We start from the raw sequence: 19,173 nt of genomic DNA on the forward strand, positions 1-19,173 counted from the left end.
GATCAATTTCCCTTCACTGCAGCAACGATTTTTTGCGCTGCATCGTCGAGATCGTCAGCTGAAATAACATTCAGGCCGCTCTCGTTGATGATTTTCTTGCCGAGCTCAACATTGGTGCCTTCGAGACGAACGACCAGAGGAACTTTAAGGCCAACTTCTTTAACAGCAGCGATCACGCCTTCAGCGATAACGTCGCATTTCATGATGCCGCCGAAGATGTTCACGAGAATACCTTCAACAGCCGGATCAGCAGTGATGATCTTGAATGCAGCTGTTACTTTTTCTTTGGTAGCGCCGCCGCCAACATCGAGGAAGTTTGCCGGTTCTGCGCCGTAAAGCTTGATGATGTCCATGGTTGCCATAGCAAGACCGGCACCATTGACCATGCAGCCGATATTACCGTCGAGGGCAACATAGGCCAGATCATGCTTGGAAGCTTCGATTTCTTTTTCGTCTTCTTCCGACAGATCGCGCAGTTCCTGAATGTCAGGATGACGGAACAGAGCATTGCCGTCGAAGGATACTTTGGCATCCAGCACGCGTACACGACCATTGGTCATGACGATCAGCGGGTTGATCTCCAGAAGGCTCATGTCTTTTTCAACAAAAGCTTTGTAGAGGATCGGGAACAGCTTCAGAGCGTCTTCACGGGCTTCGCCTTCGAGCTTCAGAGCATCGGCAAGCTTGGCATTGTCTTCATCGGTCACGCCTTTGGCAGGATCGATTGCAACATTGATGATCTTTTCCGGTGTTTCTTCTGCAACAGCTTCGATGTCCATACCGCCTTCGGTGGAAACAACGAAAGCCGGACGGCCGACGGAGCGGTCGATCAGCAGGGAGAGATACAGTTCGCGGTCGATGTCCGCACCATCTTCGATGTAAAGACGGTTAACCTGCTTACCGGCAGGACCGGTCTGCTTGGTCACCAGAGTATTGCCGAGCATTTCTTTAACATTGGCAACAACTTCTTCGTTGGATTTGGCAAGACGCACGCCGCCTTTAGCATCGGCTGGCAGTTCTTTGAACTTACCTTTACCGCGGCCACCGGCATGGATCTGGCTCTTGACCACATAAAGCGGGCCAGGAAGGGTCTTTGCCCATTCTTCAGCCTGTTCAGCGGAGTAAACAGCCACGCCGTTGGCAATCGGTGCGCCGTAGGAGTGGAGCAGGCGCTTAGCCTGATATTCGTGAATATTCATCTGGTTGTCCTTTTAAGGGCGCTCCTGAAACCTGTGGTTTCAACTTGTGTTGATAGACAGGCTTCGTGATTTTTATATGAAGTTCCAGAGACCAGTTCGGGGCCACTTTGGGAAAAGCGCCCCGAAACATCCCAGAACTTGAATAAGGGAGCTTATTTCAGATTTGGTGCAATCGCGATGCAGGCGTCGCAAAGACCCTGAACTGCAGCAACTGATTTCTCAAATGCGGCCTGTTCTTCTTTGTCGAGCTGGATTTCGATAACCTGTTCAACGCCGTTCGCACCGATAATGGTCGGTACGCCGACATACATGTCTTTCACGCCGTACTGGCCGGTCAGCTGAGCTGCAACAGGCAGAACGCGGCGCTTATCCTTGAGGTAGGATTCAGCCATCTGGATAGCGGAAGAAGCCGGTGCATAATAAGCAGAACCGGTTTTCAGCAGGCCGACGATTTCAGCACCGCCGTCACGGGTGCGCTGAATGATCTTGTCGAGCTTGTCCTGTGTGGTCCAGCCCATTTTGACCAGATCCGGCAGAGGAATACCGGCAACGGTCGAATAGCGGCTGGAAGGAACCATAGTATCGCCGTGACCGCCGAGAACGAATGCGGTGACGTCTTCAACGGAAACGTTGAATTCTTCAGCGAGGAAGTAGCGGAAACGGGCGCTATCAAGCACGCCAGCCATACCGACAACTTTGTTTGCCGGCAGACCGGAGAATTTCTGGAGAGCCCAAACCATCGCATCAAGCGGGTTGGTGATGCAGATCACGAAAGCATCAGGGGCGTATTTGGCAATACCGGCGCCGACCTGTTCCATGACTTTCAGATTGATGCCCAGCAGGTCATCGCGGCTCATGCCCGGCTTGCGCGGTACACCGGCGGTAACGATAACAACATCTGCGCCTTCGATGGCGGCATAGTCATTGGCACCGGTGAACTTGGCATCGAAACCGTCAACCGGTGAGGATTCCGCGATATCGAGGCCTTTGCCCTGCGGGATACCTTCGGCGATATCGAACAACACAATGTCACCGAGCTCTTTGAGACCGGCCATATGGGCGAGCGTTCCGCCGATCATGCCTGAACCGATGAGAGCAATCTTATTGCGAGCCATGCTGGTTACTTCCCTGATCTAAAATCTAACTAAAACAGCTTTACCTCTGCTTGAGCTTTCCGATCGGTTACGCCCGCAGAGGCCATTACGCTGTATGGTCGATATGCCCGTTTTCAAAATAACTCAACTAATAATTTTGTATTTAAAGATTTCAATCGTTTAGCTAAATATGTTCTTACGTAAACGTAAATCATTTTTGACAAAAGCCGAAGTTTTTCCTGTTTCATATCATGAAATCAGGGAAAGGAATTTTACCGGAATTTTTGTCCGCTTACAGCTGATTTTTGTTTGTTCAGAATGGCTTACAGTCAGCCCGATTGCGGAATGCTTATTTGATGAATCATAAGTGCGCTTATGATTCCCCTGATTGGCATAAATTAGGCCATGATCGTCACAAAATAGTGACGATCAGAGAATTGGCCTGTGTTTCACATGTTACTCAGGCTGTTGCCCGTATTGCAGCTGATTCATTTGTCTCAAATGCTTCTAGATATTCCGCACTCTGCATCTCAAAAAGACGCGATGCGGTACGGTCAAATTCAAAAGCTTCTGTGCCGCTGGAGGCACTATAGAGTTTGTCGGGTGTAGCTGCGGCAGAGATGATAACACGGGCGCGCTGGTCGTAAAGTGTATCCACCAGCAGAATGAAACGTTTGGCTTCATTTCTCTTGGCAAGATCCAGCACCGGTACATGATCGATAAACATAGTGCGGAAACGCGCCATGATCGCCAGATAATCAGCAGCAGCCAGCGGTTTGGTGCAGAGTTCATCAAAAGTCACACGCACGGCTTTGCCGACAGTGCGGTTCAGATGAATGCTGCGGCCTTTGACCTTGATAATCTCTGCCGTCTCAAGCCCGCCTTCCGTCAGAATATGCCATGCCTCGTCCATTCTGGCATCTGTTTTGAGCCCGAGCGGTGTGAGATAGACCGGCTGGCGGTCGAGCTTTTCAAGCCGGTAATCCGTGCGCGAATCCAGATTGATCACATCAACACGGGTTTTGAGAATGCTGACAAAAGGCAGGAACAGCTGACGGTTGAGACCATTCGGATAGAGATTATCCGGTGCCACATTGGATGTGGCAACCAGCACCACGCCACGCTCGAACAGCGCTGAGAACAAACGCGACAGGATCATCGCATCGGCAATATCTGTGACGGTAAATTCATCAAAGCACAGAATCCATGCCTGTTTTTCCAGTGCTTCAGCAACCGGTGGGATCGGGTCTTCCTGTTTGGTTTCACCTTTTTTGAAAGCCTGACGGTGAGCATGAATACGCTCATGCACATCGGCCATGAAATCATTGAAATGCGCACGGCGTTTGCGTTCAACCGGCAGCAATTCAAAGAACATATCCATCAGCATGGTTTTACCGCGGCCGACTTCACCATGAATATATAAGCCCTTGATCGGCTCAGCCACTTTTTTGGATTTGCCGAACAGCCAGCCCAGTGCGCTGGATTTGCGCGAAAGGCGCTTGCTGCAAATTGCATCAATCAGAGCATCAAAGCGCTTTGCCAGAATTTGCTGCTGCGGGTCTGCTTCAATATCTCCGGCCATGGCCAGAGAGTCGTAGCGTTCTAATACGGACGGATAGGCTTTCAGCGTTTCATTGAAAGACATGACAACCTCATTCGGGCTCATTCAGGCGCTGTTCTATAAATGAAAAGCCGCAGATTGTGTCTGCAGCTTTTATAATTCTATAATGTCAGCAAGTTTTTAGCGGGACAGGCTGATAGGCTGGCCGCCGGAAGTCTGACCGTCAAAGCGGCCGTCAGCAGACGAATAGAGCGAAGCTACAGTGCCGCCATTTGCATCATAGAGAACCAGCTGCTTACCGTTGACCGACCATGAGGACAGATTGGCGAGTTCACCCGGGCAACGCAGCGGACCCGCGCGGTAACCCTGACCGAATTTGGTCTGCGGGGTGGCAACTTTACAGCTCTGACCGGCAAGCGATGCATTCCACACACCGGCAACTTTGCCCGGTGTCAGGTCTACGGACGATGCAGGCGGCAGGCTGGCAACCTGTGTATTGCCCTGCGGCTGTGAATTCATATCATTCGGATTGGCCGGAAACTGCGATGCGTTGACATCATTCAGCGAGCCGGACTGAACCGATGTCGTCGGAGCAGGGCGCAAAGGAGCAGGCTGTGCCTGCGGGGGAGTGTTGCTGGCCATATTGTCAAAACGCGAACTCTGGCAACCGGCGAGAATGGTGGCAGCTGCAAGTCCGAGCAGGCCAATCTTAGAAACTCCCATACCCATCTCCTTGATAGTGTGGTTTCCGAAGCGGAATCTTTGAAACAGTTCCGTCCTCAGGTCAATATTGAGGCAAAATCCGCTGCACTTTAGACCATTTTGTAATCAAAAGGAATCATTGAACAAAAGGGAAATAAGTAGGATTGCACGATTTTACGGCTTCAGCCTTGTTTTAATCTGACAGGTTATGGCCTGACAATGTGAAAGCCTGTCTGGCAGCAAAATTTGAGCAGATTATGTTTTAAAGATAAACATATTTTACCGGCAGGCCAAGGCACGATCTGCCTCCAAGGCAGATTTCAGGCAAAAACGCATCACTGCTTTTCGAATCATTGGCACATATACTGGCAATTTGAGAGAAGTTCCGCCATATAGGCCTGTAAATGTATATCCGGAGTGCCTTGCGCAAAGTGTGAAGCGCTTTCAGGATGTGCTTTCAGGCAAAATCTCCGGATGCTGCCTGTTTTTCGTATCTCTGCGAACCGAATTTTGTCGATGTTCCGCATTAAGGCTGCTGATATGCCATAACCGGAATATATCTTATAATTGTGAAACTATGTCTGTAGCTATGTCAGTTGATGCTGCTTTTGCCAAAATGAATGGTCTTGGCAATAAAATTATTGTGGCGGATATGCGCGGCCGGAGTGACCGGATCACGCCTGATGCCGCACGCGCACTGAATGCTGATGCTGCGACCGGTTTTGACCAGATCATGGCGATCCATGATCCGAAAACGGCGGGTACGGATTATTATATCCGCATTATTAATTGCGATGGCAGTGAAGCGCAGGCTTGCGGCAATGGCACACGCTGTGTGGTGCAGGCACTTGCTGCGGAAACCGGCAAATCGCAATTTACCTTTGAGACACTGGCGGGACTGTTGCTGGCAGAAGAATTGCCGGATGGCCAGATCCGTGTCGATATGGGCAAGCCGCGTTTCGATTGGCAGGCTATTCCGCTTGCAGAAGAATTTCGCGATACCCGCATGATCGAATTGCAGATCGGGCCGATTGATGCACCGGTGCTGCATTCGCCGTCTGTGGCTTCGATGGGCAATCCTCATGCGATTTTCTGGGTGGATCAGGATGTTTGGTCCTATGAGCTGGATAAGTTCGGGCCATTGCTGGAAAATCATCCGATCTTTCCGGAAAAAGCCAATATTTCTATCGCGCAGGTTACAGGCAAAGACGAGCTGACCATCCGCACCTGGGAGCGTGGTGTTGGTCTGACACGGGCTTGTGGTTCTGCTGCCTGTGCCGCTGGTGTGTCGGCGGCACGCACACGCCGTACGGGGCGCAATGTAAAAGTCATTGTGCCGGGCGGGCCATTGCAGATCGACTGGCGCGATGATGATCATGTTTTAATGACAGGACCGGCTGAATGGGAGTTTTCGGGGCAGTTTGATCCGGCAACAGGTCTTTGGGCAAAAGACACAACAGCGGAAGGTGCCTGATTATGGCGGTTGAGGTTGTAACATTCGGCTGCCGGCTGAATACTTATGAATCCGAAGTGATGAAACGCGAAGCTGATGAGGCCGGTCTCGGTACATTGGAAAACGGCGCGATTATTTTCAACACCTGTGCGGTAACGGCGGAAGCGGTGCGTCAGGCACGCCAAGCCATTCGTAAAGCACGACGCGATAATCCGGAAGCCCGTATTATCGTGACCGGTTGTGCAGCGCAGACCGGTGCCGATGATTTTGCGGCGATGGATGAGGTTGATCTGGTTCTCGGCAATGAAGAAAAACTGAAATCCAATTCCTATCGCATGTTGCCGGATTTTGGTGTGAACCAGTTCGAGAAGGTGCGCGTCAACGATATTATGGAAGTGCGTGAAACCGCCAGCCATATGGTGGACGCGATTGAAGGCCGTGCCCGTGCTTTTGTACAGGTGCAGAATGGCTGTGATCATCGCTGTACTTTCTGCATTATTCCCTATGGCCGCGGTAATTCCCGTTCTGTCCCGATGGGCGGTGTGGTTGAACAGGTCAAGAGACTGGTTGGAAACGGCTATGCGGAAGTGGTGCTGACTGGCGTGGACATGACCTCCTATGGGCCTGATCTGCCGGGGAATTTGCGCCTTGGTAAGCTGGTGAAAACCGTCTTGGCGCAGGTACCGGATTTGCAGCGTCTGCGTTTATCTTCTATCGATTCGATAGAGGCGGATGAAGACCTGATGGAAGTGCTGGCTAATGAAAAACGCCTGATGCCGCATCTGCATCTCTCATTGCAGTCAGGGGATAATATGATCCTCAAGCGGATGAAGCGCCGTCATTTGCGTGATGACTCCATCCGCTTCTGCGAGGATGTGCGCAAATTGCGACCGGATGCAGTGTTTGGTGCGGATATTATCGCCGGTTTCCCGACCGAGACGGAAGAGATGTTCCAGAATTCTATCCGTATTGTCGAAGAATGCGGTCTCAGCCATTTGCATGTTTTCCCTTACAGCCCGCGTGAAGGCACACCTGCAGCACGCATGCCGCAATTGCGTCGTGAGGTGATTAAGGAACGCGCTGCCCGTCTGCGTGTTGCCGGTGATGCGGCTTATCGCCTGCATCTGGAAAGTCTCAAAGGCACCGTGCAGAATATTCTGGTAGAACGTGATGGCTTAGGCCGGACTGAAGGCTTTACACTGACTGGGCTGGATACACAGGATCTGACAGCAGGACAGATTGTCAGCCGCGTGATCTCCGGTCATGATGGGGACAAGCTGCTGGCTGTTCCGCAAAATATCTGATTATCATTCGAAAATAAGAAGCGCTGTATTCATGGCTATGGGTTTTATAAAAAAGATTTTTTCTTTCGGCAAAAAGGAAGAGGCTTCTTCCGCTCCGTCAGAGGAAGTCCTGTCGCCTTTAGCGGAAGAGGGCGCACCGGTTGCAGCAAAGCACACGCCTGTTGAACCGCATCATGAGACTGTGCTGGAAAAGATCGAAGACCTGCTTTCCCAGCCGGTCATCGCTGATCCGGCGACGATTGAACTGACGCCGGTTTATGACACGCCGGAGCCGGATGAGACCGACCTTGAAGAGAAGCTGCAGACGGAAGAGCCGCCTCACGAGACTTTTCTGGAAAAGGTTGAGGACCTGCTTTCCCAACCGGTGATTGCCGATCCGGCAACCATTGAGCTGACACCGGTCTATCCTGAAGCCGAGCCTGAAATTACCGATGCTGATGCGGAAGTGGTTCCTGTACCAAAACCGGTAAAGGTGACAGTCAGCAAGTCGGTTGAGGCAAAACAGGAACCGGTTGTTGTTGAAGCCGAACCGGAAAAGAAACTGTCATGGTTTGAGCGGCTGCGCAGCGGTTTGTCGCGCTCTTCACAGCAGTTGGGCGACTCCATCGGCGGTATTTTCACCAAGCGTAAACTGGATGAAGACACACTTCAGGAACTGGAAGATGTGCTGATTCAGGCTGATCTTGGTCTGGAAACCGCAATGCGCATCACAGACAGCCTGTCTTCCGGCCGTTACGGCAAAGATATTTCGACCGATGAAGTGCGCCGCATTATGCGCTCCGAGATCGAAAAAGTTCTGGTGCCGGTGGCAAAGCCTCTGGAACTTGACCTGTCGCATAAACCGCATGTCATTCTTGTGGTTGGTGTGAATGGTACCGGTAAAACCACAACAATCGGCAAGCTGGCGGCAAAACTGACCGCAGGCGGATTGAAAGTGATGCTGGCCGCGGGCGATACATTCCGCGCCGCAGCGATTGAGCAATTGCATATCTGGGGCGAGCGCACCGGTTCTCCGGTCGTATCCTCCAAGCTTGGTGCTGATGCGGCGGGTCTGGCATATGACGCATGGCAGCAGGCCAAAGACGCAGGCAGTGATGTTCTGATTATTGATACGGCAGGGCGCTTGCAGAACAAAGCCGAGCTGATGGATGAGCTTGCTAAAATTGTGCGCGTGCTTGGTAAACATGATCCGGAAGCGCCGCATACAGTGTTGCAGACGCTGGATGCTACCACCGGTCAGAATGCGCTTAATCAGGTTGAGATTTTCAAGAATATTGCCGGTGTGAACGGCTTGGTCATGACCAAGCTCGACGGTTCCGCACGCGGCGGTATTCTGGTGTCGATTGCCGCCAAACATAAATTGCCGGTCTATTTTGTTGGTGTCGGTGAGCAGATTGATGATCTTGAACCGTTTACGGCGCAGGATTTTGCCGGAGCGATTGCAGGAGAAGCACGATGAACGATCATATTTTTGAACGCGATCCGTCTGACCCGCAGCGCAAGGAAGTGCCGCCGCTGTTAAAACTGGCACTGGAACTCGGGCCTTTGCTGGTGTTCTTTTTTGCCAATTCGCGCGGTGAATGGCTGGTTGAGCGTTTTCCGGTTCTGGCACAGATCGGTCAGCCGATTTTCATTGCAACGGCCTTGTTTATGGCCGCTACTGTGATTGCGCTGGTTGTATCATGGATCATGACACGCAGCCTGCCGATTATGCCGCTGGTTTCGGGTATTGTGGTGCTGGTTTTCGGCGCGCTGACCCTGTGGCTGCACAATGATACTTTCATAAAAATGAAACCAACCATTGTTAACAGCCTGTTCGGTGCGATTCTGCTGGGCGGTCTGCTGTTTGGCAAAGCTTTGCTCGGCTATGTCTTCGATCAGGCTTTCAAGCTGGATGCGGAAGGCTGGCGCAAGCTGACATTGCGCTGGGGTTTGTTTTTCTTCGTGCTGGCTGTGATTAATGAAGTTGTATGGCGGAATTTCCCGACCGATACATGGGTCACATTCAAAGTGTGGGGCGTCATGCCGCTGACCATTGCTTTTACAATGTTCCAGCTGCCACTGATTAAAAAACATTCTCTGGTGCCGTGGGGCACAGAAGATGACGCAGCATCGGCGGATAAAAAATAATCGGGAGCGAAACGGATGGCTCGTCTTGAAATTGAACAGTTCTATTGTCGCGAAGATAATTTCGGCGTTCTGATTCATGACCCGGAAACGGGGCTGACAGCATCAATTGATGCGCCGGAAGAACTGGCAATCCGTTCGGCTTTGGCGCGTCGCGGCTGGAAGCTCGATTATATTTTTACGACCCATCATCATCTCGATCATGTCGATGCGAATGAAGCATTGAAACGCATCTATGGTGCGCAGATCACAGGACCCGTAGCGGAAAAGATTCCGGGTGCGGATCGTGGCGTGAAAGACGGTGACAGGTTTCAATTCGGCTCGTTTGAAGTGCAGGTGATTTCTACACCCGGTCATACGGCCGGAGAGGTGAGCTATTATCTGCCGCAGGCAAAAGTTGCTTTTACGGGCGATACATTATTCGCGCTGGGTTGCGGCCGCCTTTTTGAAGGCACACCGGCAGATATGTATGCATCGCTGCAAAAGCTGGCTTTGCTGCCGGTTGATACAAAAGTCTATTGCGGGCACGAATATACGCTGAATAATCTGCGTTTTGCGCTGGATGTTGACGGTACCAATCCGGCATTGAAAGAGCGCGGTCGTGAGATTGAGCGGCTGCGGGCGGAAGGTCTGCCGACCCTGCCAACCAGTATCGGGCTGGAAATGGCCACCAATCCGTTCTTGCGCGTGCATGACAGTGCAGTGCGCAAACAGCTTGGGATGGAAGATGCCAGCGAGTTGCAGGTTTTTGCGGAACTGCGTAAACGCAAAGATCATTTTTGACAAAAGCCGTTTGAGGCAAAGGTATAGTATGGTTTGTCTGTTCCGCCGTCCGGCTGTTACAATTATTGCCGGTTCTTTTCTCGCAGCGGGTTTTTTCGCTGTTATGCCTTTGACCGGTCATGCGGCATTTGCGCAGAGCTTTTCGGAAGTGGCCAAACCGGAAGTGCCGGCGGAAGTGAATAATTATCCGCTTGATGAGAAGTTTCTGACCAAGATGGAAGCCGCACAGGCCGAGCTCAACACGATGGATATGTCCGGCAGCGGTGATGATGAGGCCGGAACCGGCGATCATTCACCAAAGGCGCTGGCTGCCCGTATTGAAAAGCAGCCGAAAGTGATGGCTGTGCTCGAAAAACACGGACTGACCGCACAGGATTATATTTACGGTTATTTCGCGCTGGTCAGCAGTGTGAGCGCTGTGGAATCTGAAAATGAAGAACAGCTTGTTGATGAATTAAAAGGCATCAATCCGGCGCATATCACTTTCGGCAAACAATATATTGATCGTATCCATAAGCTGTTGGGCGAATAATTGACCCTCTGGGCATATTGCTGATCATTTCGTCTGCTCGAAACGTGTTGCGCGGACTTTAACCGTGCCGATCTGTGTGCCGACACTGGCGGCCACAGGGGCGTAAATTCCCGCACCCTGTTTATCCGTATTCAGCGAGGCAAAGCTGATAGTGATTTTGCTTTTGTCCGCCAGATAGCGCACGGATTTCTTGTCTTTTTCATAGCCGGAGACAGGGACAAATTTAGCATTGCAGGTGATTGCAGTGCCGTCGAAACCTTTGATCGAAAAGGCCTCAGTTCCTGCCGGACTTAATCGGATCTGCGCGCGTGTCTGCCCGTCAAAAATCTGTAATGTCCGGTTACAGACTGCTGCGGAAGTGGGGCTGGTAATCATCATCGCGCTGATCGGATCAAAGACTGCTTTCAGATCATCGGGGCGGGTTTCTACCCACGGATCGTTTTTCCGGATCGGCGGCTGATTGTCGAACGCACTGACAGAACCGTTTTTGAAGCTGATGGCTGTGCGCTTGTGTTTTTTACCGCTGCGATACGTGGTGAGATAAGAAACGGGCTGAACAGCGGCAGCAGCGCCTTGCTTGCGCATATTGCCATTAATAGTGATGGAGCCTTTGGTACTGTCAAAAATACGGGCAACACCGGAGCTGCGAAAACTTCCGTCGAGTGCGTAAGCATTATTCGTGATTCTGGTGTTCAGTTCGGAACGCGCGATTGTTATGCCGAAAACGGAAATACCATATTCCGTACGGTAGCCGGAATCAGCGGCAAAAGCAGTAGCGGGCATCACGGAGAGGGCAGAGAGAATTGCTGCTGCAAATATCCGGTTCTGACCGGTTGCGGTATGGATTCTTGCAGCCTTGTCCGTAAACATCATTCAGATCTCCCTGAGACTCACCTGAGCGGATAATGTGCAGCACTCAGTCTGAAAATGCAGAACTGGTGACTTTTGTGCCCGCTATTTGTATGATAAAAGCGGCAAAATGCAGTCAATGACAGTCAATTCCTTGTCATTCCTGCAATTGAACCCGTAATCAGCTTGAAACGGCTTGACGGGAAGGGCTGCTTTCACTATAGAAACCCGACTTTCCCAATGGGCCGCTGTCCGATATTGCGCGCCGCGACATATCAATCACGGATTGATTATGATAGTAGCGAAGACGGTATCGGATATTTGTGCCGGGGCCTGAAACAGAATTTTGAAGGTGAGACCAATGTCCCGCGCTTGTGAACTGACCGGTAAAGCGGTCCTCTACGGCAACAATGTAAGCCATGCGAACAACAAGTCGCGTCGCCGTTATTTGCCAAATCTTTGCAATGTAACCCTGATGTCCGATGCAATGGGCCAGAGCTACCGTCTGCGCGTTACTGCGCATGCGCTGCGTACTGTTGAGCATCGCGGTGGTCTGGATGCATTCCTTGCGAAAGCTTCTGACAATGAACTGTCACAGCGCGCACGTCTGCTGAAGCGTCAGGTTGCCAAGAAACTGGCCGAAGCTGCTGCTTAATAGCTTTTACGGCTGAATTTAGTTTTGCTAAAGGCCGGTTCGTCCGGCCTTTTTGCTGGTTCCATTACCCAGGATAAAAAAATGCCTCTACAGCATAATTCCGCTATTAAAGCGTTGATTTTTCCCGTTCTGGCCATGTGTGCGGCCGTCGCCGCCTCCAATATCCTTGTGCAATATCCGGTTCATTATTTCGGCTTGCAGGATATTCTTACCTATGGCGCATTCACTTATCCGTTTGCATTTCTGGTCAATGATCTGACCAACCGCCGCTTTGGCCCGCAGCGCGCACGTCAGGTCGTTTATGCCGGTTTTGCGCTGGGTGTTATCATGTCGATCTGGCTTGCAAGCCCGCGCCTTGCTGTGGCCTCAGGAAGTGCGTTCCTGTTCGCACAATTGCTGGATATCAGTGTGTTCAGCCGTTTGCGTCGTCTGCGCTGGTGGAAAGCACCGCTGGCGGCAGCACTTTGCGGTTCTGTGCTGGATACGATCCTGTTCTTCTCGCTGGCTTTTGCGGCACCGTTCAGCATGCTTGATACGGCTTTCGGACTGGCTGACAGCTCTATGACCGATCAGGTGCAGTGGTTTGGCCTTGCAATGCCGCTGTGGCTGTCTCTGGCGCTTGGTGACTTTGGTATCAAGGTTCTGATGAGTGTGGTGATGCTGGTGCCTTACGGAGCGATTCTGGCACTGTTTGCCCCGTCTATTTATGGTGCAGGTAAATCCGACACTGCAAAACCGGCTATCCGGTAAGCGCCTGCAGAACAAGCATATCAAAAAAGCCTCCCGAAGAGATCATCCTCGGGAGGCTTTTTTATTCAGCTTTGCAAATCAGCGCCGTGCTGTCCGGCCTTTCGGCTGATCCTGATCATCAAACAGCGAGGCGAGCTGCTCAGTCATCGCACCGGCCAGTTCTTCCGCGTCAACAATGGTCACCGCGCGCTGATAGTAGCGGGTCACATCGTGGCCGATACCAATCGCAATCAGCTCAATCGGTGAGCGGTTTTCGATTTCATCAATCACTGCACGCAAATGACGTTCCAGATAATTGCCCGGATTAACCGACAGGGTCGAATCATCAACCGGCGCACCATCAGAAATCACCATCAGGATTTTGCGCTGTTCAGGACGGCCGAGCAGACGGTTATGCGCCCACATCAGCGCTTCACCGTCGATATTCTCTTTCAGCAGGCCTTCACGCATCATCAGGCCGAGATTGCGTCGTGCGCGACGCCAAGGGGCATCAGCGCCTTTATAAACAATGTGGCGCAGATCATTGAGGCGACCCGGCTGGGCAGGTTTGCCGCGATCGAGCCATGCCTCACGGGACTGGCCGCCTTTCCACGCTTTGGTGGTAAAGCCGAGAATCTCAACCTTCACGCCGCAGCGTTCCAGCGTGCGTGCCAGAATATCGGCGCAGGTGGCAGCCACAGTAATCGGGCGTCCGCGCATCGAGCCGGAATTGTCGATAATCAGGCTCACAACCGTATCGCGAAAATTGGTATCGCGTTCGGTTTTGAAAGACAGCGGCTGAGTCGGGTCAATCACCACACGCACCAGCTTGGCGCTGTCGAGATGACCTTCTTCCAGATCAAACAGCCATGAGCGGTTTTGCTGCGCCATCAGACGGCGCTGCAGTCGGTTGGCGAGACGTCCGACCACGCCTTGCAAATTCGCCAGCTGCTTGTCGAGGAAACCACGCAGACGATCCAGTTCCGCATCATCGCAGAGATCGGTTGCTTCTACGATCTCGTCAAATTCACGGGTGAAAACTTTATAGTCATGATGCTTGTCGAAATCGGAAAACGGCTGGTTAGACCGGCGCGCTTCGCCCGGTGTTTCCGCATCTTCCTCTTCACCGTCATCAGCATCTTCATAGGCGGCATCTTCAGCTTCAAGATCACCGCGCTCACGGTCATCATTGGTGTCTTCAGAACTGTCGCCGTCGCCGGACTGGTTTTCTGCATCTTCTTCTGATGCACCTTCCTGCGATTCTTCCGGATCAGCCTGTTCTTCCTGCTGGCTTTCCTCGTCATCGCTCTCGGATGGTTCGGCCAGCTCTTCAGCCATATCCAGTGCAACCAGCATTTCACGCACCAGACGGGCATAATCCTGCTGGCTGTTCAGACGGTCGCTGAGTGTTTCGAGGCGGTCGCCGGTTTTGTCTTCAATCCAGTCGCGCCACAGCTCAACAACATTGCCTGCCTGTACTGGCGGGCGGTAGCCGGTGAGTTTTTCACGAACCAGAAGGGAGATGGCTTCTTCAATCGGCGCATCATCACGCGAGGTAATCGCGGAATAATTGGCGCGGCTGTATTTGTCAGCCAGCATGGCCGACAGATTGCTTGCCACGCCTTCCATAGCCAGAGCGCCGATGGCTTCAACGCGGGCCTGTTCAACCGCGTCGTAAATAGCGCGGGCTTGGCTCCCCTGCGGTGCAAGCTGCGCATGAATGCGCGGATCATGACGTGCATGACGCAGCGCCATAGAGTCACCAAGACCACGGATGATGGAAATATCTTCTGCAGTCGGGCGCTTTGGCAGATCCGGCAGGCGGGCATGATTGCCGGTCAGTGCCGGACGGTCATGGCTGAAGCCGACCTCAAATTCATTGCTGCCGGCGATTGCACGCACACAGGCTGTGACCGCGCGTTTGAAAGGTTCGGAATCGACCGGACCTTTAGGACGTTCGCGTGTGTTATCGCCGGGGCCTGCCATGATGAAACTGCCTTATATCAGAAGAACTTAACCTTGTTTCGCTGTCTTAGTGAAGCGAGAGCGCCCCTGTGATGACAGGGACGCTTTGTGCGTTTTATGCAAGCACGACATTAACTGCGGATTCAGGCAGTTCCTGTCCGAAAGCACGCTGGTAGAACTCAGCAACAATCGGGCGCTCCAGCTCGTCGCATTTGTTCAGGAAGGTTAAGCGGAATGCAAAGCCGACATCGGTGAAAATATTGGCATTTTCGGACCATGTAATCACAGTACGCGGGCTCATAACGGTCGAGAGATCGCCATTGATGAAAGCCTGACGGGTCATATCGGCAACGCGAACCATTTTCGAGACGATCTCACGGCCTTCCGCATTCTGGTAATGCTTGGACTTGGCGAGAATGATCTCAACTTCATTGTCATGCGGCAGATAGTTCAGCGTGGTGACGATCGACCAACGGTCCATCTGCGCCTGATTGATCTGCTGGGTGCCGTGGTAAAGACCGGTGGTGTCGCCGAGACCGACAGTGTTCGCGGTTGCAAACATACGGAATGCCGGATGCGGGTTGATAACACGGCTCTGATCGAGCAGGGTCAGACGGCCGGACGATTCCAGAACACGCTGGATAACGAACATCACGTCCGGACGACCGGCATCATATTCGTCGAAAACCAGAGCAACATTGTTCTGATAGGCCCATGGCAGAATACCGTCTTTGAATTCGGTAACCTGCATACCGTCTTTGACGACGATGGCATCTTTACCGATCAGATCAATACGGCTGACATGGCTGTCGAGGTTAACGCGAACGCAAGGCCAGTTCAGACGGGCTGCAACCTGTTCAATATGGGTGGATTTACCGGTACCGTGGTAACCGGAAACCATAACGCGGCGGTTATAGGCAAAGCCGGCGAGAATCGCCAAGGTTGTCTGGCGGTCAAAAATGTAATCCGGATCTGCATCCGGTACATGCGGATCTTTTTTGCTGTAAGCGGGCACGATCATATCGGAATCAATCCCGAACACGTCACGCACCGATACAGTTGTGTCCGGCATATTGTTTATGTCGAGATCAACCTTGCTCATCATGCCTCCTGAGCGGCGCCTGCATGCCGCTGTATCATCATATGTTCAGAGAGCCTTTCCCTTTTCCTGCAGCGGAAAACCCCTCTATCGCTTTCTGTTCGTCTTGGCTCAGTTCTTCCGGCACAAACAGTTCCGGTTTTTGCTGAAACTGTCTGAAGTGCTGTGCCGGTGTAGTTGTTTCGGCAGGTTAACAGGGAACGAAAGTTTTTTGCTTCCGTAATTTCCCTTTGTTCCCTGCAAATAATCTTTGTTTTACCGCATGTCTTTCACCCAAAACCGGTATCCGTTTTCGGGCGGCATGCTTTAGTCTTTGCCTGTTTAGCAAAAACCTGCGGTCTTTAGCAATTGATAAGCTTGCACAACTTCGCGGAAACGTTCTTCCGAACCGCGATCGCCGCCATTGGCATCCGGATGATGCTGCTTTACCAGCTCTTTATAGCGCGATTTGATCGCGTCGCTGGTCGAATTTGCCGCAATGCCCAGGGTCGCAAAAGCCTTGGATTCGAGCGGACGCGGGCGTCTGGTCGGGGTTGCCGCTTCCGCACGGGCGCGTGTTTGTTCAAAGAGGTTCAGCGGATCACGGATCTTGTTGTGATAGGCTGCAGTGCCTGAACGCATACGGGCAAATTGCGGGGCTGACTGGCGCGAAGTGGAGTTTTTGGTGGTTGTCCATGTCGGACGGTCACCAACGGCCGCATTTTTCTGGAACTTGGCGATTTCCTCATCGCTAAGACCGGAGAAAGCATTGAAGTTTTTATTATATTCGCGGACGTGATCCAGACAGAAGTGCAGATAAAGACCTTCACGCGCACCGCCCGCAGGCGCTTTGTGTGTTCCGGTTTCTTCGCATCCTTCCCACTGGCACTGCGGGCCAGCCGGTTTTTTGTCTTCCTTGCGGGAACGGATACGGATGCTGTCAAAAAATTTTGAATTCGTTGCCATGATATCAATATTACGGGGTCAGATCTGATGATACAAGAATTGACATTTCACGACGCATGACCGAACCCTGCGGGGCCGAGAGTCGAAGCAGACGTGAAATCGGGATTTAGCTGCATTATGTATACCGGAATGGTAACGCATGCACATAACATAGTCCCTATATGGGGGCAGGAGATCAGAATGTCTATTCCTTTGACGCGTCAAGAACGGATTACCGCAAAACTATCTGAGGCTTTTCAGCCTGTGTTGCTTGATGTCATCAATGAAAGTCATCTTCATGCCGGTCATCATCACACAGACGGCGGTCATGAGGAAGTGTTCGACGGTACCGGTGAAACACATTACCGCGTTATAATTGTGGCAGAGGCTTTTACAGGTTTGAGCCGCGTTGACCGTCATCGTGCGATCAATGCGCAGCTGGATGAAGAATTGCAGAGCGGTCTGCATGCGATTGCGCTGGAACCGAGCGCACCGGGGGAGCCGACCCGCCGTACCCGCAAACCGGCCTGATTATTCAAAACAAGTACCGCAGACTTCCGGTTACTTGTTTCCTTTGTCATCTGCTGTTATGAGGCAGCAGTGAGCTTTTGGCTCTTTCGTAAGCGTTTAACGTTAAGCAACGCATCCATGCCGGTCTTACACCGGACAAGCTCCTGCCTCGGGCGGGAGGGATGTGCTGATGTGTAGGATCGCAAATTTACGGAAATGATTATGCAATCTTCCAAATCTGTTCCTGCTTTTCCGAAACTTCCGGCACGTTATATTCCGGTTGTGATGCCTTTTATTCTCTCTGTCCTGATGACTTTTGTCGTGTCGCTGATTGCCACACTGAAAAATCTCGGGTTCAGGGCTGATCTTTTATCGCACTGGATGCCCGCATGGGGGCTGTCGTGGATCGTGGCATTTCCGGTGCTGTTACTGGTGCTGCCGCTGGTGCGGCGTCTGGTCGGCATTGTGTGCCACAAGCCATAAGGGCTTAAACAAAAACCGGCCGCAAAACTCATTTGCGACCGGTTTTTTAAATTGATGATAAGGAGTTTTAAGCCAGTTTTTCCTGCAGGAAAACCTCTACATCAGCCGCATTCACATCTTTGGCGATGAAAGACTGGCCAAGACCACGGGTCAGGATGAAAGTCAGCGAACCGCGCGACACTTTCTTGTCCTGTGCAATATAAGACATCAGCACATCTGCGGAAGGCAGACCGGCAATCTCTTTCATGGAAACCGGCAGGCCGACAGCTTTCAAATGCGCTTCAACCCGTGCAGCAATATCTTCTGAAATCAGGCCGAGACGTGCGGAGAATTGATGCGCCAGTACCATGCCGATGGCAACGGCTTCACCATGCACAAGGCGTGAGGAATCGTAATTGGTGGCAGTTTCCAATGCGTGACCGAATGTATGGCCGAGATTGAGCAAGGCACGGTCGCCGGTTTCACGCTCATCGCGGGCAACAACGGCTGCCTTGGCGCGGCAGGAGGTAGCAATGGCCTGCTGGCGTGCAGCACCGCCTGCAAAGACATCCTGCCAGTTATTTTCCAACCATGTGAAGAATTCCGGCTGATCGATCAGACCATATTTGGCAACTTCTGCGTAACCGGCAGCGAATTCACGCTTGCTCAAAGTGTCGAGAATATCCGTATCGGCCAGTACCAGTTGCGGTTGATTGAAAACGCCGACAAGATTTTTACCGTAAGCGGTGTTGATGCCGGTTTTGCCACCGACAGAAGAATCAACCTGCGCCAGCAGTGAGGTCGGGATTTGAATGAAATTCATACCGCGGCGCACAATACCGGCAACGAAACCGGCGAGATCACCGATCACACCGCCGCCCAGAGCAATCACGGCATCGCCGCGCTCAAGACGGGCTTTGAGAATGTCATTGGTCACGGTTTCAAGCGTGGCAAAGCCTTTAGATTTTTCACCGGCTGCAACCACAACCGGTGTCGCATTAATACCGGCGGCTTCCAATGCGCTGAGCAGGGACGGCAGATGCAGCTTGGCAAGATTTTCATCGGTGACCACAGCCGCACGGATGCCCGGCAGGCGTGCAGCAATCTCCTGACCGGCGCGGGCAATCAGACCGCTGCCGATGAGAATGTCATAAGAGCGGTCTCCCAGTGATACATGAACGGTTTCGGTTGCAACATGTCCGGTAGATGTCATGGGAGATACTCG

General features: G+C 52.1%; 18 protein-coding genes and 1 pseudogene. 10 read left to right on the forward strand and 9 right to left on the reverse strand.

The window, feature by feature from the left end:
- Positions 1 to 2: 2 nt before the first annotated feature.
- From sucC to JNC80_RS03945, 4 genes are all read right to left on the reverse strand, one after another.
- Positions 3 to 1,199, reverse strand: a complete 1,197-nt coding sequence (sucC, locus tag JNC80_RS03930) for an ADP-forming succinate--CoA ligase subunit beta (RefSeq protein ID WP_376709555.1) — start codon at positions 1,197 to 1,199, stop codon at positions 3 to 5.
- A 152-nt stretch (positions 1,200 to 1,351) separates the two neighbouring features.
- Positions 1,352 to 2,314, reverse strand: coding sequence for a malate dehydrogenase (mdh, locus tag JNC80_RS03935; protein WP_022712278.1), 963 nt, complete (start codon positions 2,312 to 2,314; stop codon positions 1,352 to 1,354).
- Between the two features lie 439 nt (positions 2,315 to 2,753).
- On the reverse strand, positions 2,754 to 3,938 hold the full coding sequence (gene zapE, locus JNC80_RS03940; protein ID WP_376709556.1) for a cell division protein ZapE: 1,185 nt from the start codon (positions 3,936 to 3,938) through the stop codon (positions 2,754 to 2,756).
- Between the two features lie 96 nt (positions 3,939 to 4,034).
- Positions 4,035 to 4,577, reverse strand: coding sequence for a protease inhibitor Inh/omp19 family protein (locus JNC80_RS03945; protein ID WP_028233952.1), 543 nt, complete (start codon positions 4,575 to 4,577; stop codon positions 4,035 to 4,037).
- Between the two features lie 568 nt (positions 4,578 to 5,145).
- Here JNC80_RS03945 and dapF point away from each other — a divergent pair.
- From dapF to JNC80_RS03975, 6 genes and pseudogenes are all read left to right on the forward strand, one after another.
- Complete coding sequence (gene dapF, locus JNC80_RS03950; protein ID WP_376709644.1) at positions 5,146 to 6,030, forward strand: diaminopimelate epimerase; 885 nt, start codon at positions 5,146 to 5,148, stop codon at positions 6,028 to 6,030.
- Between the two features lie 2 nt (positions 6,031 to 6,032).
- The gene (gene mtaB / locus JNC80_RS03955; protein WP_376709558.1) at positions 6,033 to 7,313 is read left to right on the forward strand and encodes a tRNA (N(6)-L-threonylcarbamoyladenosine(37)-C(2))-methylthiotransferase MtaB; all 1,281 of its coding nucleotides are present in this window, start codon (positions 6,033 to 6,035) and stop codon (positions 7,311 to 7,313) included.
- 451 nt (positions 7,314 to 7,764) lie between these two features.
- Positions 7,765 to 8,772, forward strand: a pseudogene (ftsY, locus tag JNC80_RS03960) (signal recognition particle-docking protein FtsY); the annotation flags it as partial.
- Complete coding sequence (locus JNC80_RS03965) at positions 8,769 to 9,443, forward strand: septation protein A (protein ID WP_022712285.1); 675 nt, start codon at positions 8,769 to 8,771, stop codon at positions 9,441 to 9,443. The pseudogene ftsY and the gene JNC80_RS03965, both read left to right, overlap by 4 nt.
- Before the next feature lie 15 nt (positions 9,444 to 9,458).
- Entirely contained in the window at positions 9,459 to 10,223 is a 765-nt protein-coding gene (gene gloB, locus JNC80_RS03970; RefSeq protein ID WP_376709559.1) for a hydroxyacylglutathione hydrolase, read from the forward strand.
- Positions 10,224 to 10,251: 28 nt separating this feature from the next.
- Positions 10,252 to 10,755, forward strand: coding sequence for a hypothetical protein (locus tag JNC80_RS03975; protein ID WP_022712287.1), 504 nt, complete (start codon positions 10,252 to 10,254; stop codon positions 10,753 to 10,755).
- Positions 10,756 to 10,779: 24 nt separating this feature from the next.
- Here JNC80_RS03975 and JNC80_RS03980 read toward each other — a convergent pair whose 3' ends face one another.
- A complete protein-coding gene (locus tag JNC80_RS03980) occupies positions 10,780 to 11,628 on the reverse strand; it encodes a DUF3108 domain-containing protein (protein ID WP_376709560.1) in 849 nt (282 codons plus the stop codon).
- 337 nt (positions 11,629 to 11,965) lie between these two features.
- Here JNC80_RS03980 and rpmB point away from each other — a divergent pair, with 337 nt between their 5' ends.
- Together rpmB and JNC80_RS03990 are read left to right on the forward strand one after the other, a co-directional pair.
- Entirely contained in the window at positions 11,966 to 12,259 is a 294-nt protein-coding gene (rpmB, locus tag JNC80_RS03985; RefSeq protein WP_022712289.1) for a 50S ribosomal protein L28, read from the forward strand.
- Positions 12,260 to 12,340: 81 nt separating this feature from the next.
- Entirely contained in the window at positions 12,341 to 13,009 is a 669-nt protein-coding gene (locus JNC80_RS03990) for a VUT family protein (protein WP_075654701.1), read from the forward strand.
- Positions 13,010 to 13,087: 78 nt separating this feature from the next.
- On the opposite strand, the gene cobT is transcribed toward JNC80_RS03990, so the two are convergent.
- The 3 genes from cobT to JNC80_RS04005 all read right to left on the reverse strand — a co-directional run bounded on the left by cobT (position 13,088) and on the right by JNC80_RS04005 (position 16,997).
- A complete protein-coding gene (gene cobT / locus JNC80_RS03995) occupies positions 13,088 to 14,974 on the reverse strand; it encodes a cobaltochelatase subunit CobT (protein ID WP_376709561.1) in 1,887 nt (628 codons plus the stop codon).
- Positions 14,975 to 15,068: 94 nt separating this feature from the next.
- Complete coding sequence (cobS, locus tag JNC80_RS04000) at positions 15,069 to 16,055, reverse strand: cobaltochelatase subunit CobS (RefSeq protein WP_022709759.1); 987 nt, start codon at positions 16,053 to 16,055, stop codon at positions 15,069 to 15,071.
- 318 nt (positions 16,056 to 16,373) lie between these two features.
- Positions 16,374 to 16,997 (reverse strand): J domain-containing protein, encoded by a 624-nt coding sequence (locus JNC80_RS04005; protein WP_022709758.1) that lies wholly within the window; start codon positions 16,995 to 16,997, stop codon positions 16,374 to 16,376.
- Positions 16,998 to 17,177: 180 nt separating this feature from the next.
- Between JNC80_RS04005 and JNC80_RS04010 the strand changes: the two genes are divergently transcribed.
- Together JNC80_RS04010 and JNC80_RS04015 are read left to right on the forward strand one after the other, a co-directional pair.
- Positions 17,178 to 17,507: a BolA family protein gene (locus tag JNC80_RS04010; RefSeq protein ID WP_022709757.1), complete on the forward strand. Its 330-nt coding sequence runs from the start codon at positions 17,178 to 17,180 to the stop codon at positions 17,505 to 17,507.
- A 201-nt stretch (positions 17,508 to 17,708) separates the two neighbouring features.
- The gene (locus tag JNC80_RS04015; protein WP_022709756.1) at positions 17,709 to 17,969 is read left to right on the forward strand and encodes a DUF2798 domain-containing protein; all 261 of its coding nucleotides are present in this window, start codon (positions 17,709 to 17,711) and stop codon (positions 17,967 to 17,969) included.
- A gap of 67 nt (positions 17,970 to 18,036) precedes the next feature.
- Here JNC80_RS04015 and aroB read toward each other — a convergent pair whose 3' ends face one another.
- Positions 18,037 to 19,161, reverse strand: coding sequence for a 3-dehydroquinate synthase (gene aroB, locus JNC80_RS04020; protein WP_376709562.1), 1,125 nt, complete (start codon positions 19,159 to 19,161; stop codon positions 18,037 to 18,039).
- Positions 19,162 to 19,173: the final 12 nt, after the last annotated feature.

The sequence above is a fragment of the Pseudochrobactrum lubricantis genome (genome assembly GCF_041929865.1).
Classification (GTDB): Bacteria; Pseudomonadota; Alphaproteobacteria; order Rhizobiales; family Rhizobiaceae; genus Pseudochrobactrum; species Pseudochrobactrum saccharolyticum.